Source organism: Bacillus sp. S71 (assembly GCF_016625265.1).
GTDB classification, from domain to species: Bacteria; Bacillota; Bacilli; order Bacillales; family Bacillaceae_G; genus Bacillus_A; species Bacillus_A cereus.
On sequence record NZ_JACVUW010000003.1, the window covers coordinates 590,506 to 606,287 of the forward strand.

Here is a 15,782-nt window from a genome sequence, read left to right on the forward strand (position 1 = left end):
ACACGGAGTTTTTTATACCATAATATTTAAATACTCTTTCAACTTTTCATCTGCATTCATTTCATTTTCTTTATAATCATGAAGCGCCTGTAATACAAAATCATACTGTTCTAAAATATAACTTTCTAATTTCATAACATCCTCTAAGCTATTAAGCATAATTCTCGTATTACCAACTTCACTTTTTAACGCTGGTTCACATTTTAAGCTTGTACATATTTCTTTCACATCATCTTCTAATATCTCTGTTAATATATATTTCTTTCGCCCTTTTACCTTTACTCTCATAACTGGATAAAAAGCTTTTATATCTAAATAACTTCCTACATTCATACAACGTAGCCATTCTACATTACGTTTATTACGTGCAAGCATTTCTTTCACCGCTTCGTATACCGCAGTTTCATCAAGCACAGCCTTATTTACTTTTCGGTTCCCTTCTTCTTCAATAGCTGCACACTTTTGATAAACAGCAGCACACGTAATGCAATCATCAAATGCATTATGAGAACTTAAACGAATGCCAAGCATTCGCTTTAACGTTTCAAGTTTATGATTAGGCGCATGCTTCATGTATTTCTTCGCTAAAAATACAGTATCAATTACTTTATTTTTAGGTTCAGGTAGCCCTAGCATATTTACATTACTTTTCAAAAAGCGCATATCAAAAGAAGCATTATGGGCGACAATAACATTTGTATGTAAAAATGCTAAAAATAAAGGTAACACTTCTTCAATCGTCGGCGCATCTGAAACACGATAATTAGTAATACCCGTTAAACTCGTTATTCGGTCCGGAATTGGCCGCTCTGGATTCACGTATGAAACAAATTGATCTACCAGTTCATGATTACGATATTTCACCGCTGCAACTTGAATAATTTTATCATTATAAGGGTTAAATCCTGTTGTTTCAAAATCAATTACAACATAATCTAACGGTAAGGATACATTCCCCACTCCATACACTCCTTTATCTCTAAACGATTATATTTCTTACATCATATCATGAAGTTATTACTACTTGAAAAAGAAAAGGCAGAAATGGGAACTCTCCACCTCTACCTTTTCACCATTATTTTAATTTAGCAACCCTTTTCTCCATCTCTTTTTGCGTCATCGGCCCAATAAACTTATCTTGAATGACACCTTTTGTATCTATAAAATAAGAAGTTGGAATCGTAATTACTTTATACGCTGTTGTCACATCAATGTTCTTGTCCAATAAAATAGGAAAAGTAATTCCTTTTTCTTTAGCAAAATTGCTTACCTTTTCTTCCCTCCCACCTTTTTCTGAAGGCGTATAGTTGATTGCTAAAATTTCTACGTTTTCTTTATGTTCTTTATAGAAAGCCTCCATATCCGGCATTTCTTGTTGGCAAGGTCCACACCACGTTGCCCAAAAGTTTAAAATCACTTTCTTTCCTTTTAAATCTGATAGCTTTACATTCGTTCCATCTAACTTCGTTAATTCGAAGTCTGGCGCACTCTTCCCTATTTCAATACCATTCCTTGCGATAATCTCTTTCATCGCAGCTTCACTTTTTTCTTGCTTCACTTTTACCGCCTGCTCTTTATTACCAAACTGTTCATAAGCTGCGTATCCCGCTAAACAAAGTAACACTACAATAATCGTAAGCTTCCGCCACATTTTATATCACCCTAACGTATTATCTTCTTTTAACACATTCATCAAAATACTATATACCTTATTTTAGCTTATACGGACAAGCTTGGAAATATTCAGAGTCGAAATAATTAGAATATTCTTATTTAAAGTGTAATTTTTTCCTTTTTATCATATAATTAGAAAAACAGATGAAGTGTTGTTTATCTTCTTATGGGCCCATTCACCTTTTTACTTTCGTAGTTATATAAACTTCAACAAAAGGGGGATTTTTTATGAATTCATTCGAAAAAATAACATTATATATTCTTAGTTTTCTTTTATACCCAATCGGTATTATTACATGGATCATTTCACTCTTTAGTAACAATCTTGAAAAAAAGAAAGTAGGGCGTATTTGTCTTTACATCTCTCTAGTCTCATTCGTCCTTTTCTTAATCCTTGGAATTGCAACTTTCCTTATGACTGCTACTTTTAACGTAGATCTAAATCATTCAGAATCTATCCAATATCAAATAAATGATGTTGAATAAAGATAAGGTCACTGCTCTTATCTTTATTCACATCTCTTTCAAAATGAATGACTATTTATTAATTTTTCAGGACTTCCACATGCAACAATACTTCCTTCTCTCATTATGACAACACGATCCGCTAGTATCACTTTCTCTACATCATGTGTTGCCACAATTCTCGTTACATCTCTTCCTAGTCCTTCAATCATATTCCAAACAGTTTCTTGATTACTCGGATCTAACCCCGCAGTCGGTTCATCTAAAATAATAAGATTCGGATTTGAACCAATTGCTCGTAATAATGCAAGACGTTTTCTTTCGCCTCCTGAAAACTCTTCACCGCTTTTATGTAGCACAGTTTGACTCCCTTCAGGTAACCCTCTAATAATCGGCGTTGCATTTATAAGTTCACTATTTTTTTCTAACTGATTTTCTAAACCCTCTTCCCCGAAATACATATTCTCTGTTACCGTCGTTCGGAAAAAACGTGGTTCTTGCCACACTGTAGTCATTCGAGCCTTTTGACCATAATAAACAACACTACCGTTAGATGGTTTATACAAACCTGTCATTAATTTTAAAAGCGTTGTTTTTCCTGCACCACTTTCTCCGACAATGATAACGAATTCACCAGGATTAATTTGCAAATCAATATTATTAATTCTACATTTCTCTTCTTCACTCTCCTGAAATGAAACATTTGTTATTATCATCCCCATCGCTCTTTCTACATTACTATCTGCCACTCTTTTATCTAAAAAGGAAAAAACTCTATTTGCCGAAGCGACTGCAACTTGTGTCATTATTAATAAATCGCCCACGTAACGGACTGGGAAAAAGAGCATTTCAATTGTAGCTAACACTGCAACAAGTGAACCAACTTCCATTTCCCCTTTCATTATTTTTTGTGCACCTACAATGAGAACAACGATATATGCTCCTGTTTCAATCACTGTTTCAACTACTCCAATGCAATGTTGCATCATCGTCTTCTTTACTTCCGATTTATAAGATTGTGCCGTTACTCCTTTAAATAAGCGAATGGCCCATTTTTCTTTTTGTAAACTACGTAAATCTTGTATACCCTTTACAAACTGTGACACCATCTCTACAACACTCGATTGATTTTTTTGAGCAATGCTTGCAATATCCCTTACCTTTCCTCCCATCAGTATTGGAACAATTGCACTTAAAAATAAAAACGGAGTTACCCACAATATAAACTGCAAATCTATATGTTGTAGTGCTATGAAAGCTCCAATAAATTGGGCAATAGCGTGTATATACTCTATTAATATAGAGCCATATAATCTGACCCAGTTCGGAATATCAGACACAACTAACGTCTCTAACTCTCCTTGTTTAATTTTCTCACTCTCTTCAAACGGTAATAAGAAAAAATGACGTAATACATCTATACGCTTCTCTCGTAATATTCGCTGACTTGCTTTGGAGCTTACATAATCAAATGAAAGATTATTTATCCACATCAACAAGCGACTTGCTGCAAACAAAGTAATGTAAAGATACGCTCCCTTTAGCTCTCGTTGAATAAGATTATCTACAATTAATCCCATGAATAGTGGACGGGATAAGTTTAAAATAGCCGCAAAGAGTCCACTGCATACAGCTGCTATTACTAATAATTTTTCTTTCTGTAACGGTAACAATATTCTTTTATATTCTTTCATGACGTTCCCCCCATTTTTTATAATAAAAAGAAAGGGATGAAACCATATGGTTTCATCCCTTTCCATAAAATAAGGAAGCTAACAATTGCCAGCTTCCTTATCGTTCATTTCAATTATTTAGTTTGACACTTTAGACTCTTCGATTTTCTCACGAAGAACCATTTGCAGAATACCACCGTGACGGTAGTAGTCAATTTCTACTTCACTATCGAAACGAGCTACTACTTCAAATTGTTTTTCGTTGCCATCTAAATCGGTTGCAACTACTTTTACAAGATCGCGTGGTCTAACTGTTTTGTCGATTTGAATTTCAAATGACTCGTTACCAACAAGACCTAATGTTTCAGCGCTTTCGCCATCTTTAAATTGAAGTGGTAATACGCCCATTAACACTAAGTTACTGCGGTGAATACGTTCGAAGCTTTCTGCGATTACTGCTTTAATACCTAATAAGTTAGTACCTTTCGCAGCCCAGTCACGTGAACTTCCCATACCGTAATCTTTACCAGCAACAACTAGAAGACCTGTTCCATCTTCTTTATATTTCATAGCAGCATCATAGATTGATGTTACTTCACCAGTTGGCCAATATGTTGTATATCCGCCCTCTGTTCCTGGTGCGATTTGGTTTTTAATACGGATGTTTGCAAATGTACCACGCATCATAACTTCATGGTTACCACGACGAGAACCGTAAGAATTAAAGTCAACTGGTTGTACGCCGTTTTCTAATAAGTAGCGTCCAGCTGGTGTGTGCTTACCAATTGAACCTGCTGGTGAAATGTGGTCTGTCGTTACAGAATCACCAAATTTACCAACTATGCGTAAACCTGATAACGTTTCAACTTCACCTGGCTCTTTAGATAACCCTTCAAAGAATGGTGGGTTTTGAATGTATGTTGAATCATTATCCCAAGTATATAAAGCTTCGTTTGAAGTTTGGATTTCATTCCAACGCTCATTGCTATTAAATACTTGTGCATATTCTTTCTTGAATAGTTCAGATGTAACAACGCTTTGAACTACATCTTCAATTTCTTTAGCTGATGGCCAAATATCGTTGAAGTAAACAGCATTGCCATTTGCATCCTTACCGATTTCATCATTTTTCAGGTCAATATCAACAGTACCTGCAAGTGCATATGCCACAACAAGTGGTGGTGATGCTAAGTAGTTTGCTTTTACAAGTGGATGAATACGACCTTCAAAGTTACGGTTACCAGATAAAACAGATGTTACTAATAAGTCGTTTGCTGCGATTGCTTCTTCTAATTCTGGCGCTAATGGACCAGAGTTACCGATACAAGTCGTACAGCCGTAACCAACTGTTTGGAAACCTAATTGATCTAAATATGTTGTTAAACCAGACTTATCTAAGTACTCTGTAACAACTTTAGATCCTGGTGCTAATGATGTTTTTACGTACTCAGGTACTACAAGTCCTTTTTCAATTGCTTTCTTCGCAACTAGACCTGCCCCAATTAATACATATGGGTTTGATGTATTTGTACAGCTTGTAATTGCAGCGATTGCAATTGCACCTGTTTTCATCGTTACTTCTTTATCTTCTAATGTAACCTTCACTTCTTTATCGAACTCTTGCTCATTAAATCCAAGTCCTTGTGTTCCAACTGGTGCTACAACAGCTTTGTGGAACGCATCTTTCATATCTGAAAGTGGAATTAAATCTTGTGGGCGTTTCGGTCCAGAAAGGTTAGATTCAATTGTATTTAAATCAATTTCAACCAGATCAGTGTAGATTGGATCTTTACTGTCTGCTGTATAGAATAAACCGTTCGCTTTACAGTATTCTTCAACAATACGAATTTGCTCTTCATCTCTACCTGTTAAACGTAAGTATTCTAATGAAATATCATCGATTGGGAAGAATCCACAAGTTGCGCCGTATTCTGGTGCCATATTTGAAATTGTTGCACGGTCAGCTAAAGGCATGCTCTTTAGTCCATTACCGAAGAACTCAACAAATTTACCAACTACACCTTTTTGACGTAATACTTGTGTTACTTTTAATGCAACGTCTGTTGCTGTAGTACCACTTGGAAGTGTGCCAGTTAATTTCACACCGATTACTTCAGGTACTGGGAAGTATGAAGGCTGTCCAAGCATTCCTGCTTCTGCTTCAATACCACCAACGCCCCATCCAAGAACGCCGATACCGTTAATCATTGTTGTATGTGAGTCTGTTCCAACTAATGAATCTGGGTATGCAACTAAGTCACCTTCAGCATTTTTCACAGCATGAACAACTGGTGCTAAATATTCAAGGTTTACTTGGTGTACAATGCCTGTAGCTGGTGGAACTGCACGGTAGTTATCAAATGATTTTTGTGCCCAGCTTAAAAATTTATAACGTTCTTCATTACGTTTAAACTCTAAGTCCATGTTGAATGCAAGCGCGTCTGCCGTACCCGCTCTATCAACCTGTACAGAGTGGTCAATTACAAGGTCTACAGTAATTTCAGGATTAATTTTGTCAGGATCCCCACCCATGTCTGCCATTGCTTTACGAAGCGAAGCCAAATCAACAACAGCTGGAACACCAGTGAAATCTTGTAAAATTACACGAGATGGTTTAAATGGAACATCGATATCTTGCACATCTTTCGTTCCCCATTTCGCTAAATTTGTAACATGCTCTTCTGTGATTACACGTCCGTCTACTTGACGAAGTACTGATTCAAGTAAAACTTTCACGGAATATGGTAATTGAGATACGTTGCCAACCCCTGCATTTTCAAGCGCTTTCAAATCATAATAATGATACGTTTTTCCATCTACTTCAAAAGTTGCACGTGATTGAAATGGATTATGTTTGACCATTATGTTTCCCCCCTGTTAAACGTGACTAAGTTGTCTGAATATAAAATGTAGACAAACTTTTCAATACCTTACGATAATATCTTATTACAACTTTCTAAATAAGTAAATAATAAGAAACTTATAGATTATCATAAGTTTTCTTTATGTTTCTAAATTTGAATAGCTTTCATGCTCCTTATGAATACTATTATCATAAAGTAAAGTGCTCTATCAGCGGTTTACTTACAGTTCATACATACTATGAACTGCTCATCATTCAACATACAAAAAATGTTATAGAGGTGAAATAAAATGGGTAAAAGAAAAGCAAATCATACTATTTCAGGAATGAATGCTGCATCTGCACAAGGACAAGGAACTGGTTACAATGAAGAATTTGCAAACGAGCCTTTAACTCCAGCAGAGCGACAAAATAATAAGAAACGTAAAAAGAACCAGTAAAGAAAAATCCCAAAAGGTCTATTTTCCTTTTGGGATTTCTTCTAATGTTTATAACGTAGTAATTCCGAAACCGTTACAAATCGATAGCCCTGTTTTTTCAGCTCAGGTAAAATTTTTGCTAGCGCTGCTACCGTTTGACTACGATCATTCCCTCCATCATGTAACAATACAATATCGCCACTTTTAGCATTTTTCACTACATGATTTACAATGGATTCAACCCCTGGATTTGCCCAATCACGCGGGTCTTGATGCCACGACCATAGAACGGTTTGATAGCCAGCCTCTTTCGCTGTTTTAAATACAGCATCGTTAATATATCCGCCAGGAGGACGGAATAGCAAAGGTTCTTTCACCCATTTTTCAAAAAATTTCTTTCCATCTAAAATATCATTTTCTAATTTTTCATCTGACGAATTACTTGCGTACAAATGATTCATCGTATGATTTCCAATTTCATGTCCCTCTTTTAACACTTGCTTCACTAAATATGGATTACGCTGAACTCGAAATCCAATCATAAAAAATGTCGCTTCCGCCTTATATTGACGTAATAAATCTAAAACTTGTGGTGTATACGTTGGATCTGGCCCATCATCAAATGTAATTGCAATAATTTTTTCATTATTAGGTACTTCCCATGTTACATAACCAGTTGGTTCTAGCTCTTTTCTGAGCAACATTTTCGCTTCCACTTTTTCCACTTGAAATATATGTACTGCACATAGCAAAGAAAAAACTAATAGAAAAATTTTCTGTTTTAGCATAACGTTTACTAAAGCAGCAAGGTTGTCGAATAGACAACAACCTCATTTACTTTTCTAATTGATCTACATTTCGCATTATATTTTGGAGATTATTTTCATATTGCTCAAGTTGTGGACGTTGTGTTTCTGAAGCTACCTCTAGTGCATTTTGAATTTGTTCATATGCTTCCTGAACCTCTTGGCGTAACTCTTTTAAATCATGACCGTAGTTAGGGTCATTTTTCACAATATTATTAAATGCATTTTCTGCTTGTGTAACTCCTTGCTGTGCCGCTTGAAAGGCTTGTTGCTTATCTTTATGATATGGCATTATATAATCCCCTTTCTATAATTGTTAGTCCCCTTTATCTTTACCTTTTTTTCTAAAAACATTCTCGTATAAAATCACCAACTTCTCTCATTCTAAAAAGAAAGAGGAGGTGTCATATACAATGGGTAAAAACAACCGTGAATCCAAAGAAAAACAAGGACAACCTGAACCATTAAGCGGATCTCATAAAGTAAAAAACCGTAACCATTCACGCCAAAAAAAACATTCACATCATGATATGTAATAAAAACATTCACATACCGTGCACATTCAACATAAAATGTTTGTATTTCATCATTTATTCTTCACCTCTGTTTCATTCATGCATAACATGATATGAATTGATATTTTACGGAGGGTGTCTTACATGGGCAAGAAAAAGAAGAATTGTCTTTTTCATGTTGATGGTTTCGAAGAATGGATGGATCAATTTTGTTCCGATTCTTATAGTAACTTTAGCTTTCCAAATCAAATTCACATCGATCTTTGCGAAACCGAAGAAGAATATATTTTGGAAACAGATGTACAAAATGTCACGGAACAAAATGTACTCATTAAAAAGTTAGAGACAGGCCTAGCTATATGCATACTTCATAAAAACATTTCCTTACAACGAACAATCCCTTTACCTACTACTATCATTTATAAAAAGATGCTAGCCTGCTTAGAAAACGGATTTTTAGCCATTCATATTTCCAAAAATGAAGTTGCTGATAAGCATGAAAAAAAAGTTCTTTTTTCAAATTAAGAGTTAATATAATTCAAACTAAGCCCCAGTTGGTTACTGGGGCTTATGTTATTTCGCATGCATTTCTATATTAGAATTTCTATCATATCTTTTTTTCGATAAACCTTTTGTAACTAAAAGCACAGGAAATGCCACAGTTGAAAATATAGCTAGTGCTGAAAATACCGCAAACCCATTTTGGTACCCGTAGTAATCGAGAAGTACTCCTCCGAACCACGGACCTATTACTACTCCAATTCCCGAAAAGCCCATCGCACCGAAGTATGTTCCTTTTAGATGCGCAACAGCAATATCATCAATAAATACATCCGTCATCGAAAACATTAAGACTTCTCCAATTGTAAAAATAATTGTACAAACGGCAGCACCTAGCATAGATTCTACTATTCCAAAGCCAAATAATCCCCCGCTCACAAATAAAGTCCCAACCATAATTGATGTTAACGGTGTATACTTTTTGCACATTTGAATAACAGGGTATTGGATAATCACTACAACAATTGCATTTAAAGCGAGCATATATGAGAATAGCTTCACCCCATCCTCAAATATATGTGCATTTGCAAAATATTGAGATACTGTCGTCGTTAAATGTGAAAAACCGCAATTACTCAAAATAATACCGACTAAAGCAACTAAAAATACTATATCTTTTCGCAATATACGTATCGCATTTAGCATTGTAACCGTTTTTTCTGTACTCACTTTCTTTTTTTCCATTGGATACTTCTTAAATTGGAACGCTAATATAGCTGTATATAGAATATATACCCCAGCTGCTACTAAAAAAGGAATTGTTGATTTTGCACTTCCAATCTGTAATCCAACAATTGGTCCAATTGCAACTCCAACATTTATTGCACCGTATCGTAAGTTATAGACGAGTAACCGATACTCAGGCTTTGTTAAATCTGATAATAATGCTCTTGATGTTGGCTCAAAAAACGACCTACATAATCCATTTAAAGCGTTTAATAAAAAGAAACTTAAAACATGATCCGCAAGTGAAAAACCTATAAACACAAAAATCCAAACGATCATGGACCAGAGCATAATCGTTTTCCGGCCAAATCGATCTGATAAATTCCCTCCGATAAAACTAGCAAAAACACCAACAAGTGCACTCGTTCCGATAATAGCACCAGTCATTCCAGCTGATACACCTTTAACAGTCGTTAAATAAATCGCTAAAAAGGGGATACTCATTGAAGTTGCAAACCTAGCAAACAATGTCCCTAAAATAATACTCATTCCAAGCGGATGAATATGCTGTAACTTCCCCTTCATCGTTAAACCTACTCTCTCTATTTTCACAAAAAAAAGAAAGCAAAGGATCTGCTTTCTTTTCCTTTTTCTATACTTGAGCTGTTGATACCCGAGTTGTTCTCGTTATGTCCATATCAATTCCATATGTGAACTGTAATTCTTTACACACATCTTTAATTAAGATTGCGACATTATACTTTTCATTAAATTGTAAAACTATGTTTTCTACTTCTTCATATGTATACTTATATTCCCCTGTAATGACACTTTTTAGATCAAAGCATTCGTTAATACAAAGTTGTACAAGTAGCTGGTCATATTTCTCTATTACATCTTCTTTCTTCCAAAGTAACTCTTTTACATATAATCGATCAAACTTCACACTTTCTCGATTACAATCCGTTAAAATCCGGGTCATTTCGTTTAATTCTCGATATAATTCGGAAATATTTCTACTTAAACTAAGCAGTTTATCTACACCGTTTTCATATAACATATTTATTCCACCCCCGCATTTTCTTTCCCTTATTATAGCAAGAAAATTCTAAAAATAGTTTCTTTCTTCTGAAATATTAGGAAACTAATTTCAATTGCATTACAATGAAACTAGTTAATGCGAGAGGAGAAAGAAAATTGGAGCACAAATTATATTACACTGACGCTTATAAGCAAGACTTTACTACTAAAATTATAAAGCAAGATTATGATAAAGACGGTAACTTATACGTTGTTTTGAATGAAACAGCATTTTATCCGACAGGTGGCGGACAACCATATGATACTGGTACATTAAATGATGTCAATGTAATCAATGTAGAAGAGATAAACGGAGAAATTCGTCACTACATCGCAGAACAATTACATACAGAAGACGTAGAAGGTAAAATCAATTGGGAGCGCCGTTTTGATCATATGCAACAACATGCAGCTCAGCACATTTTATCTGCTGCTTTTTGGGACCATTTTAACATGCCTACAATTGGATTCCATCTTGGTAAAGAAACAGTAACAATTGATTTAGAAACAGAAAATCTTCATGCAGAAACGGTTGAAAAAGCAATACAAATTGCAAACAAAATTGTTTTTGAAAACCATCCAATCCGCATCCAGTGGATGAACTTAGAAGAAGCGAAAACGTTGCCCCTTCGTAAAGAACCGACTATGACAGAAAATATACGGATTGTTATTATCGAAAACTTTGACTACAACGGCTGTGGTGGAACGCATCCGAAACGAACTGGTGAAGTTGGTCCTATTCAAGTACTAGGATGGGAGCGCAATAAAGGCGGTATACGCTTAACGTTTATCGCTGGTTGGCGTACACTTAAATTAATGGGACAACAGCAACAAATTATGAAAGATGTTTCTAAACAATTAAACAGTAGCGAAACTGATATTCCAGCAAAAGTGGCGCAACTGCTTACTTCTCAAAAAGAAAACGAAAAAGCAATACAAACAATGAATGAAAAATTATTATTTGCAGAGGCAAATGAACTACTTCTACAGCCTATAAAAATTCATGCTGACATACTTATTTCTAAAGTATTTATAAATCGTTCTATGCAAGAAATCGCAAAGCTTTCCGCTATTATTACAGAACAACAAGAGCATGCAATTACGTATTTCGTCATCGAAAATGATGACAAACTACAATGTATTCTCGCTTGCGGAAAATCAGTATCACTCGATATGAATGCTCTTTTAAAAGACGCTCTTCCTACAATCGAAGGAAAAGGTGGCGGAAATAAGAAGAGTGCTCGCGGTGGCGGGAAAGCAATTATGAGCGGAGATGAATTTTTAAATCAGCTTGTTTCTTCTTTACAGTCAGCAGTTTAAAACATGTTATGAAGGATAGCGAACGGCTATCCTTCCCCTATATTTACAGACCTATATTTTGTTTCAAACCTTGATAACTCCCTGCATTTACAAAACCTTCACTTATAAGATTGATAAAAGTTTCCGAAAAACCATAATGACTTAAATCTTTAATCGGCACCATTTTCACATCATGAATTGGATTATGATCAAACTCGTTAGAAGGTAGCATAATTTCACCTTCAATCCTTTTAAGCAAAAACGTTATATGTAATAAAGACGGGCGAGCATCTGGTTTATCACAAACATAGAGTAGCTTCTGAATGTTAACTTCTAATCCTGTCTCTTCTCTCATTTCTCGAATCATTGCTTCCTCTAGCGTTTCGCCATTCTCTGCTCTTCCTCCAGGTAAAGACCAATTTCGATTAGCCACTTTTTGCTTTACTAGCAATACCTTTTCATCTTCAATTAAAATTCCTGTAACACGAACTTGCATTACATTTTCCATATGCAATCTCCTCTTCCCATTATATTTACAAATTAACCCTTCCATAAAAAGAACATACGTTTTATAATTGAAGAAAATTATGGAAGAAAGTAGTTGTTACATTCATGCGTCCAACTTTAACAAAGTCTATATCACTTGAAGATTTCCAAAACTATTATTGGTTAAAAGCAGAACTCCAAACATTTTGTCGTGAACATGATTTGCCAGCTAGTGGCTCTAAGATCGAAATAACCGAGCGTATCTCACATTATTTAACTACTGGTAAAATATTAAAAAACAGCTCTGTTCAAAAGGTGAGTAAAGCTTCCCTATCCTATAAAGACCTTTCTCTTCAAACGATTATTACTAACAATCACCGCTGTAGCGAAGATGTTCGTGCTTTTTTCAAAGAAAAAATCGGAACAAACTTCCGCTTTACAGTAGCTCTTCAAAAATTTTTCAAAGAGAATGTTGGAAAAACATATGAAGACGCGATAACGTTTTGGTATGAAGAGAACGAACGAAAAAAAGATCCTACTTATAAAACAACTATCAGCTCGCAGTTTGAATACAATCGCTTTACTCGCGACTTTTTCGAAGATCCAAATAATAAAGGGAAAGCAAAAGCTGATGCGATTGCTGCTTGGAACGAAATGAAAGCGAAGCCTGGTAGCAATATTTATGTTCCTCAAAAAGTAGAAAACTAGTTACCTCGCTAGTCTTCTACTTTCTCAAATAATAGCGCAATCCCTATCCCGCCTCCAATTCCTAATGTAGCAATCCCATATTTCATAGACTCTCTTTGTGCCTGATAAAACAAACGTGTTACAAGCATAGCCCCAGATGCACCGTACGGATGACCGAGCGCAATTGCTCCACCATTTACATTTACTTTTTCGTACGGAATTTGTAACTCTTTTGCGCAAGCAACAACTTTTGAGGCGAATGCTTCATTTATTTCAAAATAATCGATGTCCTCTACTTTTACATTCATTTCGTTTAATAATTTGTTCACCGCAAATATCGGACCAGTCCCTGGAAGCTTGGGATCTACTCCCACTACAGCACTACGAACGAAACGAAGGACAGGTTTATAACCTAACTTACGGGCTTGTCCCTCTTCCATTACAAGAACAGCACATGCCCCATCATTTACACCACATGAATTACCTGCCGTCACTGTTCCATTTTGTAAAAATGCGGGCTTTGTTCTTTTAATGATTCGTTCATAATTCATTTCTGGCTTTATAGATTCATCTAATAATCCATTAAAAGAAAATATTTCATCATGTATATATCCTTTTTCTAACGCTTGCAGTGTCCGCTTATAACTAAGACAAGCATACTCGTCTTGCATTTCTCTCGTTATATTATAACGCTCCGCAACATATTCAGCCGCTACTCCCATGTCAGGATCACCAATTGTTTCAGGTGAAAATCGTGCTCTTTTTTGAAAAGGTGACGTACTTGTACTCTCTACTCCCCCGGCGATATAACACTTACCTGCCCCGCCTTGAATGAGATGACACGCAGTTCGAATTGCTTCTAAACCAGCACCACATTGCCGATCAATCGTTACACCAGGAATATGATAGCCAAGTCCCGCCTCTAAAGCAGATAGTCTCGCAACATTCCCTCCTGGCCCAACAACATTACCTAATATGACATCATCTATTTCCCTCTCAATCCCTTTACTTAAAAACGTAAGAAGCGGCGTTGTTAATTGCTGAACTTCATACTCTTTTAACATCCCATTCTTCTTACCAATAGGTGTTCTTTTCGCCTCTACAATGACTGCTCTATTCATATATTTTCTCCCGGTTTTCAATCATACTTTTTGCTTCCATACGAGCGATTTTCCCACTATTTGTATAAGGTATTCCATCTACAAAATGCCATTCTTTCGGTATTTTAAAAGAGGATAATCTCTGTAAGCAAAAACTCTTTAATTGTTGTTTCGTAGCACTTCCTTTTACGATCGCGACGGGCTTTTCACCCCAGTAACTATCTTTCACACCAATTACAACTATTTCATCAACAGCTGGGTGTTCATGTAATACACTTTCTATTTCTTCTGGATAAATATTGATTCCTCCAAATAAAATCATATTCTTCTCTCTACCAACAATATATATAAAGCCTTCTTCATCTTCATAGCCTACATCTCGCACTGTCATCCAACCTTCTGCATTCAACTCCCGTGTTAAAACCCCATCTATTATGTATCCCATAAAAAACTGATCACTTTTCACATAAACAGTTCCTATTTCACCTTTTTGTACTTCTTCGCCTGCTTCATTACATATTCGAACTTGCACATTATGACACGGTTTTCCTACTGAATTTGGCCTTCTTTCGCTTTCTGCATCGACTAGTGCTGTTACAAAACTTAACTCTGATGCACCATAAAATTCATATCTTTTCGCATAAGGAAATATATTCTTTATTTTTTCTTTCGCTTCAGCTTCCCATTTCGCTCCTGACGAAATAATTTTCACTTTATTTTCTATTAATCTACTTTCTTTATATAAAGATTCAAGCATTGTCGGAACTGTATACATAACTGATATATTTTCAGTTTCTAACTTATCTAATACTTGATTTGGAAAGAACTTTCTCATAATGTGCACTGTTTGTCCTACATATAATGCACTTATTGCCCCGTATAAGAAAAGAGAATGAACGAGCGTCCCAGCTATTAAAATCGAATCCTCCCTTTTCATATGAAAGTCATGTACATTACAATCAAAACTATGAACCCACGATTGTTGTGCACGTAAAAATGCTTTTGCTGTTCCTGTTGATCCTGATGTAAATCCCATATAAAAAGGAGCATGTTGTACACTTTCTACAGTGGAATATGTAGGAAGATATTTCTCTATCCTTCTTTTCCACTCATCAATTTCAATTACTCTTCCTTCTTCATCCAATAGATCATTCACCTTATATCGTTCTGTCACAATCATATCCGGATTACTAATTTCAATTCTTTCTCTGAGCTCATCTTGTTTCCACTTTATATCTAACGGAACACAAACCCACCCGGCCATAGCGGCACCAGAAAATAGTTGTAAAAACTCTATACGATTTTCTAATAGGATTGCTATCGTTTTATTCTTCGATTTTTTTTCATTTAACCAGCTTGCTACTTTACAAACTGATTCAAACCACTCTTTATATGTTAAAACTCTATCATTTTCCTTTATCGCTATTTTATTTGGTTGTAAAGAGGCATGCTTTTTATATTCTTTTGTAATCCCCATATGAGACGTCC

The 15,782-nt window shown here is 35.6% G+C and carries 17 protein-coding genes; 6 read left to right on the plus strand and 11 right to left on the minus strand.

Going from position 1 to position 15,782, the window contains the following annotated elements; translation table 11 throughout:
• Positions 1 to 12: 12 nt before the first annotated feature.
• Together IBT51_RS09885 and IBT51_RS09890 are read right to left on the minus strand one after the other, a co-directional pair.
• On the minus strand, positions 13 to 960 hold the full coding sequence (locus IBT51_RS09885; protein WP_200458088.1) for a 3'-5' exonuclease: 948 nt from the start codon (positions 958 to 960) through the stop codon (positions 13 to 15).
• A 115-nt stretch (positions 961 to 1,075) separates the two neighbouring features.
• Positions 1,076 to 1,651: a redoxin domain-containing protein gene (locus tag IBT51_RS09890; protein WP_200458087.1), complete on the minus strand. Its 576-nt coding sequence runs from the start codon at positions 1,649 to 1,651 to the stop codon at positions 1,076 to 1,078.
• A 251-nt stretch (positions 1,652 to 1,902) separates the two neighbouring features.
• On the opposite strand from IBT51_RS09890, the gene IBT51_RS09895 reads away from it, so the two are divergent.
• Positions 1,903 to 2,160, plus strand: coding sequence for a hypothetical protein (locus tag IBT51_RS09895; protein WP_088023447.1), 258 nt, complete (start codon positions 1,903 to 1,905; stop codon positions 2,158 to 2,160).
• A 38-nt stretch (positions 2,161 to 2,198) separates the two neighbouring features.
• Here IBT51_RS09895 and IBT51_RS09900 read toward each other — a convergent pair whose 3' ends face one another.
• Both IBT51_RS09900 and acnA read right to left on the minus strand, forming a co-directional pair.
• Complete coding sequence (locus IBT51_RS09900) at positions 2,199 to 3,833, minus strand: ABC transporter ATP-binding protein (protein ID WP_200458086.1); 1,635 nt, start codon at positions 3,831 to 3,833, stop codon at positions 2,199 to 2,201.
• A 117-nt stretch (positions 3,834 to 3,950) separates the two neighbouring features.
• On the minus strand, positions 3,951 to 6,674 hold the full coding sequence (gene acnA / locus IBT51_RS09905; protein WP_063246457.1) for an aconitate hydratase AcnA: 2,724 nt from the start codon (positions 6,672 to 6,674) through the stop codon (positions 3,951 to 3,953).
• A gap of 291 nt (positions 6,675 to 6,965) precedes the next feature.
• On the opposite strand from acnA, the gene sspO reads away from it, so the two are divergent.
• The gene (sspO, locus tag IBT51_RS09910) at positions 6,966 to 7,115 is read left to right on the plus strand and encodes an acid-soluble spore protein SspO (RefSeq protein ID WP_000518057.1); all 150 of its coding nucleotides are present in this window, start codon (positions 6,966 to 6,968) and stop codon (positions 7,113 to 7,115) included.
• 41 nt (positions 7,116 to 7,156) lie between these two features.
• Here sspO and pdaB read toward each other — a convergent pair whose 3' ends face one another.
• Together pdaB and IBT51_RS09920 are read right to left on the minus strand one after the other, a co-directional pair.
• Positions 7,157 to 7,882: a polysaccharide deacetylase family sporulation protein PdaB gene (gene pdaB / locus IBT51_RS09915; protein ID WP_061665781.1), complete on the minus strand. Its 726-nt coding sequence runs from the start codon at positions 7,880 to 7,882 to the stop codon at positions 7,157 to 7,159.
• A gap of 46 nt (positions 7,883 to 7,928) precedes the next feature.
• Positions 7,929 to 8,192, minus strand: coding sequence for a hypothetical protein (locus IBT51_RS09920; protein ID WP_001146295.1), 264 nt, complete (start codon positions 8,190 to 8,192; stop codon positions 7,929 to 7,931).
• 121 nt (positions 8,193 to 8,313) lie between these two features.
• Here IBT51_RS09920 and IBT51_RS09925 point away from each other — a divergent pair, with 121 nt between their 5' ends.
• Complete coding sequence (locus IBT51_RS09925) at positions 8,314 to 8,436, plus strand: small acid-soluble spore protein P (protein WP_000517654.1); 123 nt, start codon at positions 8,314 to 8,316, stop codon at positions 8,434 to 8,436.
• 123 nt (positions 8,437 to 8,559) lie between these two features.
• Positions 8,560 to 8,940: an Hsp20/alpha crystallin family protein gene (locus IBT51_RS09930; RefSeq protein WP_000516758.1), complete on the plus strand. Its 381-nt coding sequence runs from the start codon at positions 8,560 to 8,562 to the stop codon at positions 8,938 to 8,940.
• Positions 8,941 to 8,988: 48 nt separating this feature from the next.
• Here IBT51_RS09930 and IBT51_RS09935 read toward each other — a convergent pair whose 3' ends face one another.
• Together IBT51_RS09935 and IBT51_RS09940 are read right to left on the minus strand one after the other, a co-directional pair.
• A complete protein-coding gene (locus IBT51_RS09935; RefSeq protein WP_063548335.1) occupies positions 8,989 to 10,227 on the minus strand; it encodes an MDR family MFS transporter in 1,239 nt (412 codons plus the stop codon).
• 67 nt (positions 10,228 to 10,294) lie between these two features.
• The gene (locus IBT51_RS09940) at positions 10,295 to 10,702 is read right to left on the minus strand and encodes a hypothetical protein (protein WP_000965149.1); all 408 of its coding nucleotides are present in this window, start codon (positions 10,700 to 10,702) and stop codon (positions 10,295 to 10,297) included.
• A gap of 137 nt (positions 10,703 to 10,839) precedes the next feature.
• On the opposite strand from IBT51_RS09940, the gene IBT51_RS09945 reads away from it, so the two are divergent.
• Positions 10,840 to 12,042 (plus strand): alanyl-tRNA editing protein, encoded by a 1,203-nt coding sequence (locus IBT51_RS09945; protein WP_157452935.1) that lies wholly within the window; start codon positions 10,840 to 10,842, stop codon positions 12,040 to 12,042.
• A gap of 43 nt (positions 12,043 to 12,085) precedes the next feature.
• Here IBT51_RS09945 and IBT51_RS09950 read toward each other — a convergent pair whose 3' ends face one another.
• Positions 12,086 to 12,529 (minus strand): NUDIX hydrolase, encoded by a 444-nt coding sequence (locus tag IBT51_RS09950; RefSeq protein WP_069356081.1) that lies wholly within the window; start codon positions 12,527 to 12,529, stop codon positions 12,086 to 12,088.
• A 104-nt stretch (positions 12,530 to 12,633) separates the two neighbouring features.
• Here IBT51_RS09950 and IBT51_RS09955 point away from each other — a divergent pair, with 104 nt between their 5' ends.
• Positions 12,634 to 13,215: a DUF6434 domain-containing protein gene (locus IBT51_RS09955; protein ID WP_069356082.1), complete on the plus strand. Its 582-nt coding sequence runs from the start codon at positions 12,634 to 12,636 to the stop codon at positions 13,213 to 13,215.
• Between the two features lie 8 nt (positions 13,216 to 13,223).
• On the opposite strand, the gene IBT51_RS09960 is transcribed toward IBT51_RS09955, so the two are convergent.
• Both IBT51_RS09960 and IBT51_RS09965 read right to left on the minus strand, forming a co-directional pair.
• Positions 13,224 to 14,315: an acetyl-CoA C-acyltransferase gene (locus tag IBT51_RS09960; protein ID WP_001078003.1), complete on the minus strand. Its 1,092-nt coding sequence runs from the start codon at positions 14,313 to 14,315 to the stop codon at positions 13,224 to 13,226.
• Entirely contained in the window at positions 14,308 to 15,771 is a 1,464-nt protein-coding gene (locus tag IBT51_RS09965) for an acyl-CoA synthetase (RefSeq protein ID WP_098394706.1), read from the minus strand. The genes IBT51_RS09960 and IBT51_RS09965 overlap by 8 nt, the downstream gene beginning before the upstream one ends.
• Positions 15,772 to 15,782: the final 11 nt, after the last annotated feature.